Below are 13,292 nucleotides of genomic sequence, written 5' to 3' on the forward strand. Positions count from 1 at the left end.
TTTGTAATCCGGGGTTTGTTTATTCACTTTTCAGCGACTTAACCGGATTCATCAACGCGGCTTTTAACACCTGATACCCCACTGTTAAAGCAGCTACTACAAATGTGGAAACAATGGCTACTATAAAAACTTCAGCGCCTATATCTATATGAAACTTAAATTCTTGGAGCCAGTTATTCATTAACCACCAGGCAAATGGTGAGGCAATGATGAAAGCTACAGAAATAAGACCTGAAAACTCTTTTCCGAATATCCAGATAATCTGCGGTATTGTGCCACCCAAAACTTTTCTGATGCCAATTTCTTTGGTTTTCTGCGTAACCATAAACGCCACCATACCATATAAACCCAGGCACCCAATAAAAATGGCGATTCCTGAAAACGCCTGAATCAATTTCAGCATCACATTTTCTGTTTCATAAAACTCAGCTATTACTTTATCATAAAACTGATATTCGTAAATCTGGTCAGGGTGGTGTTTGGCCCATATCTTTTCAATTTCCGGCATTATTTGCTGAGCATTGGCTATATTCAGTTTCAGGCCATAGCTATCGTAGTTTTCTTGCAAGGTAGTAATAAGTATAGGATTGATATCTTCATGGAACGTTCTGTCATGAAAATCTTTTATCACACCTACTATGGGGCCGCTGCTCCGGCCGTCATTCAGCTTAACAATTTTACCTATTACTTCCTGTGGCGATTTAAAATTCAGCTTTTTCACAAATGTTTCATTGACCAGGCACTCTTTCATGCTATCCGCCGGAAAAACATTTCTGCCAGCTACCAATTCTAACCCGAACGTAGGCACGTATTGGTCGTCAGCCGATTTTACGTTTACTCTGAAAACCTCGTCTTCTGTGCGGTTATCAAACTTAACAGATGTGTTCCAGTTTGAGCTGGAAGCCGGAGGGCGAAAAAACAATGAAACGTTTTCTACGCCGTTTAGCGCAGCCAGCTGATTCCTGATTGTTTTTTGTTTATTTGCCTCTGTACCAGAGGCAATGGGAACAAATACCAGTGCATCTTTTTTAAAGCCAAGGTCAGAGTGCTGGGCATATTTCATTTGGTTGGCAATAACTACCATACCAATAATTAAAACCTGTGAGATAGCAAACTGAGTAATAATAAGGGTGCGTCGTGTGTTAAAACCACCAATGTTTTGTTGAGATAGTTTTCCTTTAAGAGCGAGAACAGGCTGGAAGCCGGCAAGAATAAGGCCGGGATATGAACCCGAAAAAAATGTAACTACTAGTACCAGCAATGAGGTAAAGAGTATCAGATAAACATCTGAGAAGAAATTGATACTGATTTGAGAATTAAACCACAGGTTAACATAAGGCAAAGCCAGAAAAGCCAGGCTGATGGCCACAACTGCGCCAATGATGGTTATTATACCCGTTTCGGCAATAAACTGCCAGAAAAGTTGATATCTTAAGCTGCCCAGTACTTTTCTTACGCCTACTTCTTTTGAACGTTTTAAAGCCTGTGCCGTTGCCAGGTTAATGAAGTTTACACAGGCCGTTATTATCAGAAACAAGCCTATGAACGATAACACCCATAGATTTTTCTTGTCCATCGGGCCACCGTAGCGCGCATCAAAGTGCATTTCGGCCAATGGCTGAAATTTGTAATGATGCACGTTTTTAGACGTCGGGCGGTACTTTTTCACGTATGCCGGCATTACTTTTTCTACCTCTGCAATAGAAACACCAGGGCGCATCAAAACAAAACATTGCATTGAACTGGCAATACCCCCCCAGGAGTCATCACTGGCAAACCATTCATTGTATGCTTTAAGGGTTGGGTAAGATGCATAAATCTCGGTTTTTCTGTCGCTATTAGCTGGCAAATCTTTAAGCACCCCGGTAACCTTAAACTCAATGCGGTTATCGAGCTTAAAGGTTCTGTTGATAGGGCTTTCATTGCCAAAATACTTTTTGGCGGCCCTTTCGGTAAGAATCGCCGTATTGGGTTCACTTAAAACCGTCTTTCTATCGCCCTGCAAAAGCGGATAATTAAATATCTCAAAAAACTCAGGTTCGGTAAAGGCTACACCTTGTTTATCTTTAAATTTTTTAATTTCTCCACCTTGTTTCAAGGTAATCAGTTGTTCATCAAAGGTGCAGATGCGTGCTACTTTTTCACCAAATGTGTAATCATTTCTGAATGCCTTTCCAAGCGGATTGGGTACGCTGTTGGCATAGCTGATGTTGTCGCGGTGTTGTTCAGTAACAATCCGGTAAATGCGGTCAGAGTTGTGATGGAAATTGTCAAAACTAAGATGGTGTTTCACCAAAGCAAAAATAAGGATTCCGCAACTCATACTTAACGCCAACCCCAGGATATTGATGATGGCATAAATCTTGTTTCGTTGCAGATTCCTTATTGCTATTTTAAGATAGTTTTTAAACATAGTTTTTTCATAATTTTGTATTGTGTTTATTAAATAACCAAAGCCATGCCAAAAACTTAAACGGCTTATTGTAAGCATATTACAGAAAATTGAACACCAATAATCTGTCCGTTTTCGGACGAATTTAGTACGCTGTCGGACAAGCCCTTTTCATTGTTTCCGCTCTTCGTTTGGGCATTAACTACCACTCATATACCCGCAAGGCTCACTTCAAAGATTTAAGCTTTTATCTGAACACAAATAACGTTATACAATTTTACGCAACTGCCTCACTATAAAGAAATTTCAGAAAGATTTTCCAACCATTTCGGGGGCAGAAGAGTCTGTATCATCGAAACGTTAATCTATTTATTTATGAAAAAATTAATGCTACTATTGGGATTTCTGACCGTGGCGATGGCTTGCAAAAATGAAGCAGAAGATATGGCGGGTGGTGATTTATCAGGGAAGCCCGGTGCCGGCATGCTCAACCCGAATGCGCCAAAGTCTGGCAAAGACCCTGTGAATCCACGCTCAGAGACCTTTTATTATTTTGCCGGATACCAGGTAAGCAAAACTGCCGGTTCTGATAAAATGGGTATGGATATCGGTAAAGCCCCTGACAACCCCACACAATTGTATGTGAGCGGCTATAGTTTTGTAAATATGTATGGTGCCGGTTATACCTGCGATGAAAAAACAGGCGCTCTGAAAATTAAGGAACTGATAGCTACCGAAATGGCAGGTAGCGAAGACGCCAATAAAGCTGAGGCTGAGTTTTTCAAAAATCTGCAGGAAGCCACCAGAATAATTTTTGAAATACAACAAGTACAGATACTGGTGGGTAATCCGGTAAAAGAAGTTATGTTTTTTAAGAAAAGATAAGGTCTGAAACAAATTAAAAAAGGCAGTGGGGTTTCCATTGCCTTTTTTTTGATCGTTTTGCCGGCTGTTATTCTGTTTTCAGCGACTTCACCGGGTTCATCAACGCCGCTCTGATGGCCTGCCCACCTACTGTTAAAAGTGCCACAGCAATGGTTACCATCGCTGTTATAACAAATATATATGCATTAATAGAAATGCGATACGGGTAGTTTTCGAGCCATTTTTGTGCGGCAAAAAATGCTATCGGGAATGCAAAAATAAACGATAGCCCCACCAGTTTCAGGAAGTCAGAAGATAGTAATTGCACAATACTACTTACCGAAGCACCTAACACTTTACGGATGCCAATTTCTTTAGTGCGTTTCTCTGCCGACAAAGTGGCCAGGCCGAACAAACCAATACAGGAAATACAAATGGTAAGCGCAGCGCCAAAAAGCATAATTTGTTTCCATTTTGCTTCTGATTCATAGTTTTTCAGGTTTTCGGCTTCCTGAAACTTAAAATCATAAGAGTTAACCGGAAATAGCTTTTTGAAAGTCTTCTCTATATGTTTCAGGCTGGTTACTTCAGACCCCGGCTTAATTTTGATAAATACTCTACCGTATACATTACCGGGTTTCATGGTAAATAATTGTGGCCCAATTTCCTGGCTCAGTGAATTAAAATGGTGGTTTTTTACAACTCCTATTACCGTGTACTTATCGTTGCTGTTATAGAAATTAACTTCCTGCCCTAGTGGATTCTTCCAGCCTGCTTTTTTCACAAAGGCTTCATTCACAATGACCGATTTTGTTGAATCAGATGGAAAATCAGGAGAAAAATTTCGCCCCATCAGAACGGGTATCTTCATTAAAGGCAAGAAAACATGATTAACTGTTTCATAGGCAAAATCAATCTGGGTATCGCCGTTCACTTTCGCTATTGTACCCCACGAACCTGCATTTTTGGGCGCTACCTCTACTATATCCGGGTCTTTTTTTAATTCATTTATAAACAAAGCCGACTGGCTGTGCGTTAAAAGCCACTTGTCAACCAATACCAGATTTTTATCGTCATAACCCAACTCTTTGGTTGTGAGGTAATCGAACTGCGAGTAGATGGTCATGGTAGCAATAATCAGAAACGACGCCAAACTAAACTGCACCACCACCAGTGTTTTTTGCAGATAGCTTTTCCCTTTCAGGTTAAATCGGCTGTATAAGGTTCTCACGGGATCATATCCTGACAGCACAAGCGCCGGATAAAACCCAGCCAGCAGACTTGTAATGGCAAATAGTATGACATAGGCTGATATCAGCCTGATGTCGAATAAATAGGCGAAAGCCAAAGACTTATTTGCTAATTGATTGAAGGTAGGCAGCACCATCTGCACAATAAATACTGCCAGAACAAAGGCTATCAGGCAAAGTATGGAAGACTCGCCCAAAAACTGAAAAATGAGTTGTTTTCTGTCGCCTCCAACTACTTTTCTTATGCCAATTTCTTTGGCGCGTTTCAACGAACGGGCTACTGTCATGTTAATAAAGTTGATGCAGGCAATTAACAATATAAAAATAGCAATGCCGGTAAGGATATAAGAAAAAACAGGGTTGCTGGCGTCAGACAAACCATTCCGGGCAGCAAATGTAGTACTCAGGTGCATGTCGGCCAATGGTTGCAGGGCGTATCTGGCATTTTCTTTTACATCAAACTCTCTGGCCATTTTCTGAATACTCTCTTTTGCATCTGCCTCATAAACCCGTTTCATTTTAGTCTCTGCAGATACCACATTGGCATGCGGCTTAAGTACCACAAATGTATTAAGAAAGAAATTGAACCAGTTATCGCTATTCTGGTATTCTTCATTTCCTACAACTAAAGGCAGCAGAAAATCAAACTTAATAGAAGAGTTTTGGGGCGCTTTTTTTGCCACACCCGTAATCTGATAAGGCACCAGTTTGTTATCCTCTACAAAATCAATGGTTTTTCCCATCACATCCTTAGTTTTGAACAGTCTTTCTGCCATTTGCTCTGAAATAACTAAAGTGTTAGGCTGCATCAATGCTGTTTTGGGATTTCCACTTAGCAAAGGGAAAGAAAACACAGAAAAGAAGTTAGCGTCGGCCGCCAATAATTCATACCCTTTTATTTCATTACCCTGACGGATATTCCGGAAATCACTGCGTAAACGCATAAATGACTGAATCTCAGGCACACCCGCTTTAAACTTAGGGCCCTGAAAATACCCCGTTACACCGTCTGCCTGTTTCACGCTGCCATCCGGATTAATCCATTCGGTAGTAACCCGGTAGATACTGGCTTGGTTGGCATGAAAACGGTCGTAGCTTACTTCATCTTTGGTATAAAGCATAATAAGCATAGCCGCAGCAAGCCCGATGCTGAGCCCGGCAATGTTAATAAAACTGTAAACCTTATTGCGAAAAAGGTTACGTATGGCGATTTTAAAGTAGTTCTTTATCATATTGCCCCTAACCCCTAAAGGGGAACTTGTTTTATGGTTATAGATTATGCTTCCCTCAACTCCCCTTTAGGGGCTGGGGGTTTACTCTGACTTTAAAGATTTCACAGGATTCATCAACGCCGCCGATACAGCCTGATAACATACCGTAATCATAGCGATGACGATTGCCAGAGCCCCCGCGGCAGGAAATATCCACCATTCAATCACCACTTTGTAGGCAAAGTCTGTCAGCCAGTTTGTCATGGCATACCAGGCAATAGGCGAGGCTATAAAAATGGATACCATTACAGGTTTGATAAAATCTTTAGATAACAAAGAAGTAATACTACCTACAGAAGCACCTAATACCTTACGAACGCCAATCTCTTTCCGGCGCTGTTCAGCCATAAAAGCAGCCAATGCAAACAAACCTAGGCAGGAAATAAAAATTGAAAGACCTGCAAAAATTACAAATAAGGTGCGTTGCTTTTGTTCTGCCTTATACTGATTATTGAATCGTTCGTCTAAGAACTGGTAACTAAAAGGGATATCGGGCACGTAGGCTTTCCAGATTTTTTCTATGCCTGCTATGGTAGACTGAAAATCTCCGGCCGATAACTTTGCAGAGAGCCAGTTTCGCCTGTCACTATTAATGAACATCACCATCGGAACTATTTTCTGATGCAATGACTCAAAATGATAGTCTTTTACCACACCAATGACCCGCCCTTTTTTGCCTCCATAAACAAATATTTCGTTAATGGCATCGCTGTTACTTTTCCATCCGATTGATTTCACGGCCGCTTCATTCAGAATATAAGCCGTTGAGTCGTCAGACTTAAATGCTCTTGAAAAATCCCTTCCTGCCGTCAGAGGTATCTGGTATGTCTGCAAATAATCATGGTCAACTGCCAGCGCTTTTATTTCAGTGCTTGTAGGCGCCAGCGAATCTCCTTTGGTTACTCTTGCCCCTTGCGAATCAAGCAGGCGGCCCGTAGGCGTCCTTGATGATTGGCTTACATTCATTACCCCGGCCTGGCGTTTCAGTTCCTGCTTAAAGCTCTCAAAGTCAATAGCGTTGCTGTTACCCACTCGCATCAACAGCACCTTGTCTTTTTTGTAGCCGGTGTCCTGGTTTAGCATAAAGCTCAGTTGTTTGTACACCACACCTGTGCTGATAATCAGAATACAGGCTATTGAAAATTGTATCACCACCAGCGCCTCACGCAGGCGACCATTCCGCATGGCATTTTTTATTTTCCCCTTCAATACTTCAACCGGCTGGAAGGCCGTAAGAAAAAATGCAGGGTAGCTTCCGGCCAGAACGCCAGTGAAAAAGATAATTCCGATTATTAAGGTTAAAAACTCAAAATCGAATAGCCCATTAAAAGTCAGGTTCTTTTCTGTAAAGTCGTTCAGAACCGGAATCAATGTTACTGTTGATACAAGTGCTATGGTTAAGGCAAACAGCGTTACCAACAAAGATTCACTTAAAAACTGGGCTATCAGCTGAGCCCTTACCGCACCTACTACTTTACGCAAACCCACCTCCTTGGCTCTGCTGGCCGAACGCGCAGTGGCCAGGTTCATATAGTTTATACAGGCAATGAGTAGAATAAAGAATGCAATAGCCGAAAACGTATATACGTATTTAATATTGCCGTTGGCTTCATGCTCCGAATCAAGGTGAGAATACAAATGTATGTCTGTCAGTTTCTGAAACTTCAGGTCTGAATACTCAGACCCTTTTCTGCCATCATACACAGGCAGATGCTGGTCAAGAAAAGACTTGGTTCTTTTCTCGAAACTGGCAATATCATAGCCTTTGGGCAACAGAAAATAGGTAGCAAAATTGTTTCCTCCCCAGTCATTATTCATATCCTCCTTACCATACAGGCGCTTATCATTCAGCGTACTCATTGCCATCAGGAAGTCGGCATGAAAGTGCGATTGTGTTGGCAGTGGTTCAAATACCCCCGAGACAGTGAAATCATATTTTCCTTCTATTTTTAATAGTTTGCCTATAGGGTCTTCTTTACCAAAATACTTTTCGGCTATTGGTTTAGCAATGGCAACGGTAAACGGATTAGCCAGCACCTTGTCGGCATTACCCGATAACAGATTAATTGAAAATACTTTTAATAAATTGGCATCAGCAAAATACATTCGCTGCTCCTGATATTTCTTCTCTATATTCTCAGGTCTGTAAATTACCGAATTTAAACCATACAACCGTGTGATTTGCTCAGCCTCTGTGAAGTCGGTTTGAAAGTGCTGCATAAAAGCCGGAGCCACATGCCCCAGGTGCAGGCTCACAGTGCCGTCGTTCGACTTAAAAATGCGAGAAACCCTGTAAATCCTGTCAGCATTTTTGTTGAATCGATCATAACTAAATTCATCTTTTACATACAAACCAATCAACAAAAAGCAGGTTAGTCCTATGGCTAAACCGGCGATGTTGATAAAAGTGAAACCTTTTTGTTTAATCAGATTTCTAAAAGCGATTTTCAAGTAATTGCGTATCATAATCCCTCCGATTCGTCGGACCGTCCCCTAAAGGAGAACTTTTTTAGATGAATAATAAAATCTGAATCCCAACCCCTAAATGGGAGTGCTGTAATAGCTATTTGCCTATTTTAAAGCTCCCCTTCAGGGGTTGGGGGCTTTATTCAATTTTCAAACTCTTCACCGGATTCAGCCTGGCAGCTTTGAGGGTCTGTATACCCACCAGCGCCGCTATCAGCACCCCGAAAACAGCACCAATAACCACAAACGTAAACCAGCTTAAGTTAATACGATACGCATAATTCTGCAACCAGTTATTCATGCCCAGAATGGCCAGCGGAAAAGCAATGAATGCTGCTACCGCCATTACCACTATAAATTCTTTCAGAAACAAATAGGTAATACTAATGCCAGAGGCACCTAACACCTTGCGGATACCTATTTCTTTGGTTCGTCTGACAATGTTTAACGACACCATGCCAAGTACACCCAGCAAAACAATAACTATTGCCAAAATGGTCGCTACCTGTGCAGCCTGCTGCATCTGCAACTCAGACCTGTACATCTTCTGTACCGTTTCATCCATAAAAGTGTATTCAAATGGTGCATCTGGCATCAGCTGCTTCCATTTATTTTCTATGTTTGCCATGGCTTCTTTCAGATTACCGGGGTTAAGCCTGAACGACAAATACCTGTAAATTGGGTTGTCTCTAACCTGCATAAAAGCTACCGGCCCAATAGTGCTGTGCATTGACTGAAAATGAAAATCTTTTACCACCCCGGCAATGATATAGACACCCGGAAAATAGTGCATCTTTACCTGCTTACCAATGGCCTCTGCAGGTGTTTTAAATCCCAAAGCCTTTACGGCAGCCATGCTAAGCACCATTCTGTTGGCCTGAAAGGCTTCGTTCTCTGCCTGAAAAAACTTCCCTTCTTTAACAGCAATGCCGTATGTGGAGGCATATTTTTCATCTGCTACTAAAGTAGGCGCATAAACCGCCTGTGTGGAGTCTTGCCCTATTCTGTAGATTGCACCACTAAAGCCGGATGCCCCGTCGGGTATCTCATAAGACAAACTTACCTCTTTAATTTCTTTAACCCTGGCCAGCTCATTACGCATGGTTTCCATTTTATTTACTCCTTCTGCCGACCAGTCTCGTGGTACTTTTACCGAAAAAACTGATTCTTTAATATAACCCAGGTCTTTATTGAAAAAGTAGCTGACCTGTTGCGAAACAACCACTGCCCCACCAAAAACAAACAAAGCCACCGTAAATTGCGACGCCAGAAGCACACGCCTGAAAAAGATATTTTCTTTAACCGACTTCAATTTTCCTTTCATTGAATCAACCGATGGCAGATTGGCCAAAACAACAGCGGGGTAAAGGCCGCTTAACAAACCAATCAGCAAGCTTAAAACTAGCGCTGCCAGGTAAAAATAGGGTGATGCCTGAAAGAGCGACACCATTGGTTTGTTAAGCAATTCAGAAAAATAAGGCCGGAACAACCCATAAAGCGCTAACGAAACGATAAGGCTGAACAAACTGATAAGGACAGATTCAGTTAAAAACTGACGAAGCACCTGTTGTTTATCTCCGCCTAATACTTTGCGAACGCCAATCTCTTTTAATCTTGACGACGAGTTACCAATTGATATATTCACAAAATTGACAACCGCCATCAACAAAATAAACACGGCAACCAGGCTTAATGTGAGTATGGTCTTTTTCACAAGACCATTGCTTGCATCAAGATAAGCCATTCTGATCGGTTTGAGGTAAGCGTGCAGGTTCTCACTGATTTGCTTCGGTGCATTGGTTGCAATCAGCTGTGCCATTGCCTTTTCAACATCTGCTTTTTTAACTCCCTTTTTCAGTTCTATAAAACTGCCAATGTAGGGGTTGTTCCAGAACTCAAAGCCATTGCGCCCGAAAAATGAAGCACTGCTAAACGAAATAAGAACGGGCAATTTGTTATTGATATTCACCAGATTAGTTACCGAGTTAGCGGGTGTTTCTTTCAAAACCCCTGTTATCATAAACTCGCGCTTTTGGCCTGAAAAAGACTCCAATCTCAGAGTCTGGCCCAGAACATCAGTTTTACCGAAATATTTGAGGGCGTGATCGGTAGAAATAACCATAGTATTGGGCTGATTCAGCGCAGCACCTGCACTGCCATGCAAAAGCTCAAAGCCATACATATTCAGAATGGTTGAATCGCCCATTTGAATATCTTCTCTGAAAACCTTGTCAGCCCTGGCAACAACGGTAGTTACACCATCAAACCTGTAATAGTTTTCTACAAGTGCGGGGTAATTATCTTTTAATGCTTTAGCCAGCGGCCCTAAAGACGTAAACTCAAGGCCCATGTTCGCTTTGTCCCACCTGCTCTGAATCACAAACTGGTTTTCAACATTCCTGAGGTTATTATTTACCATCCATTCATTCGAAACATAGCTGCCTGTTAGCAAAGCAAAGGTGATTCCGACCGAAAGACCGAAAATAGTAACCGATGTATAAAACCTGCGTTTTATAAGATTACGCCAGGAAGTTTTCAGATAGTTCTTTAACATAATTTTGAAATTTTGATGATTAAGGCTGAAAGTTAAAACTGCATTTAATCATTCTCATTTCGTTTAAGTTATTTTAACATTCTGCTATTCAGCCTTTAAACTCTTTACCGGATTCATTAATGCAGCCTGATAGGTCTTAATGCCTATGGTTAACAGGGCAAACAGAAAAACAAGAGCAAAACTGCCTAACAATAAACCCAAACGCACACCCGGATTAAACACGAAAATATTTAAAACCATCGCATTGCATACGTATCCTAACGGTAGGGCAATTAACCCGGCAATCATGAGTAATTTCAGAAAACCCCATGACAACAAACGCACTACCTCGGTCTCTGACGCACCCATTACTTTTCTGATTCCAATTTCCTTCCACCGCTTTTCAGTATTGTATGTAACCATACCCAGCAAGCCCATTATGGCAACCGCAAAGCCAGCTATTGTGGTAAGGCCGAAGAGTTTCATATCTTCACCCGGGAAATAGCGGTCATACATTTCCTGCTCGTACCAGTTATAAACCATGGCATCATAAGGCTGATAGTGTTTCCAGATTTTACCAATTGATGCTTCCAGCGAAGCCTTATCAGCACCCCGGGTAGTTTTTACAGACATGAGGCGAAACTGCTTTGGGTTATACTGAAATACTGCAGGCGTTACCTCAAACTGATAATTATTAAAGCAAAAGTCTTTTACTACACCACTCACCAGCGCTTCGGTCTGGTTATTCAGAAAAACCATCTTGCCGATAGCCTCATTCGGGCTGCCCAGATGAAGCAGTTTCACTGCTTTTTCATTTATTAAAATAAAGTTGCCTGATGAGTCGACAGATTCATCCGGAAGGTTCTCACCAGCCACTAAGGTAAGTTTCATGTTATCGATGAAACGGTTGTCAACCGCAAAGTAAGATGCTTGCATATTTTCATCAGTTCGTCTGGCTTTAAGGGCATACTGGCCTGCCCCGTTTCCGAACGCGTCAGAGCTCATACCTACGCCCTCAATACCTGATAACCTTGAAACCTCATTCTTCAGTAGTTTATAATCTGTATCAGCCAGGGTAATATTCAGAATATCCTTGCGATTAAAATTCCCGTTTTCGGTAGCCATGTATTCAAACTGACTATACATACCCAGATTTAACGCCATATACACAAGCGTTACCACCAACTGAATCACAATCAAGGTTTTACGGAAATTGATTTTACCGAACGAAGCAGGCATGAGTTCGCCTTTCAAAACCTGAGCGGGCTGAAACCGTGAGAGGATCTGCGCCGGGAATACCCCGGCCATTACACCCGTAACAATCGTGAAGCCTGTGAAAGCGAGCCACATTACCCATTTGTTTTCTACTTCCCATACAATCCACGGAACACGAACGTATTCTTTAACGGCTATAAAACCGAAATAAGCAACCACTAGAGAAAAGAAAGCCAATACCACGGCTTCAACCAGAAACTGACTTACCAGTTGCCGACGCAAAGCTCCGGAAACCTTTCTGACGCCAACCTCACGGGCCCTGCTTAACGAGCGCGCCAGCGTAAGGTTGGTGTAATTAAACCCGGCCAGCAACACTACAACCAATGCCATTATTATATTAACCAACTGGTCAGAAATTTTTTCAACGTATGCATTTCTTTCCAGCTGCTCAAAAGCTGGAGAAATATCTCTGAGCGCTTGAACTCTGTAAGCATGGCTGCTTCTGCCGAAATCCGAATCTTTTCTGTTATCCTTTGCCACCGATACCAACGCACGGTTCAAGGCGCCCACACTGGCATTTTTGTTCAAGAGAACAAAAGTAAAAGTTTCGAATTTTGTCCAGCTTTTAAGGTCGGGCTTATCGGCGTTCAAGTGCTCAAAAGTAGCCATTGACACCATCAAATCGCTTCTGAAATGTGTTCCCCTGTATTTATAAGGTTTCAACACGCCGGTAATGGTAAGTACACCGTAGTCGGGGTGAGTAATGGTTTTGCCTATGGGGCTGGTATCGCCAAAAAACTTCACTGCGGTTTCTTTGTTCAATACTACTGTGTTGGCTGCCACCGGATAGGCTCCGCTTTCAAGCGGAAAGCCGAAAACATCAAAGAACGAACGGTCTACATAAATGCCATTTACACGGATAGTCTTCAGGCGGTTGTTCATATCACCCGAAAAATAGCGCACCACTCTTGCCGATTTCTCAACAAAACCGTATTCATTCTTTAATTTGTCGGCCAGCAGAAAAGGAGAAGAAGCATAAGCCGTTTGCCTACCGCCAGCATCTTTAAAATCGGTAAGAATACGATAAGTCCGGTCTGGATACGGGTGGAAATTATCGTACTCAAAAACATTCTGCACCTGCATCAGGGCTATAAGCCCGAATGTCATGGCCAGGCCCAGCCCAACAATATTGATGAACGAAAAAAGCTTGTTTTTCCAGAGGCTTCTAAACGTTATTTTGAAATAGTTACGGATCATATACCTCTCCGATGCGTCGGACCGCCCCCTAAAAGAGAAATTGT

6 protein-coding genes are annotated in these 13,292 nt (G+C 42.0%); 1 reads left to right on the forward strand and 5 read right to left on the reverse strand.

Annotated elements, in window-relative coordinates; genetic code table 11:
* Nucleotides 1–19 precede the first annotated feature (19 nt).
* The gene (locus C0V77_RS19215) at nucleotides 20–2,413 is read right to left on the reverse strand and encodes an ABC transporter permease (protein WP_101728141.1); all 2,394 of its coding nucleotides are present in this window, start codon (nucleotides 2,411–2,413) and stop codon (nucleotides 20–22) included.
* Between the two features lie 354 nt (nucleotides 2,414–2,767).
* Here C0V77_RS19215 and C0V77_RS19220 point away from each other — a divergent pair, with 354 nt between their 5' ends.
* Nucleotides 2,768–3,277 carry an META domain-containing protein gene (locus tag C0V77_RS19220; RefSeq protein ID WP_101728003.1) on the forward strand — a complete coding sequence of 170 codons (510 nt, stop codon included), beginning with the start codon at nucleotides 2,768–2,770 and terminating at the stop codon, nucleotides 3,275–3,277.
* A gap of 67 nt (nucleotides 3,278–3,344) precedes the next feature.
* On the opposite strand, the gene C0V77_RS19225 is transcribed toward C0V77_RS19220, so the two are convergent.
* The 4 genes from C0V77_RS19225 to C0V77_RS19240 form a co-directional block, all read right to left on the reverse strand.
* On the reverse strand, nucleotides 3,345–5,738 hold the full coding sequence (locus tag C0V77_RS19225) for an ABC transporter permease (protein ID WP_101728004.1): 2,394 nt from the start codon (nucleotides 5,736–5,738) through the stop codon (nucleotides 3,345–3,347).
* Between the two features lie 81 nt (nucleotides 5,739–5,819).
* Nucleotides 5,820–8,243: an ABC transporter permease gene (locus tag C0V77_RS19230; protein ID WP_101728005.1), complete on the reverse strand. Its 2,424-nt coding sequence runs from the start codon at nucleotides 8,241–8,243 to the stop codon at nucleotides 5,820–5,822.
* Between the two features lie 139 nt (nucleotides 8,244–8,382).
* Nucleotides 8,383–10,797, reverse strand: a complete 2,415-nt coding sequence (locus C0V77_RS19235; RefSeq protein ID WP_101728006.1) for an ABC transporter permease — start codon at nucleotides 10,795–10,797, stop codon at nucleotides 8,383–8,385.
* Between the two features lie 84 nt (nucleotides 10,798–10,881).
* Nucleotides 10,882–13,248, reverse strand: coding sequence for an ABC transporter permease (locus tag C0V77_RS19240; RefSeq protein ID WP_101728007.1), 2,367 nt, complete (start codon nucleotides 13,246–13,248; stop codon nucleotides 10,882–10,884).
* Nucleotides 13,249–13,292: the final 44 nt, after the last annotated feature.

This window comes from Emticicia sp. TH156, from assembly GCF_002855535.1.
GTDB classification, from domain to species: domain Bacteria; phylum Bacteroidota; class Bacteroidia; order Cytophagales; family Spirosomataceae; genus Emticicia; species Emticicia fluvialis.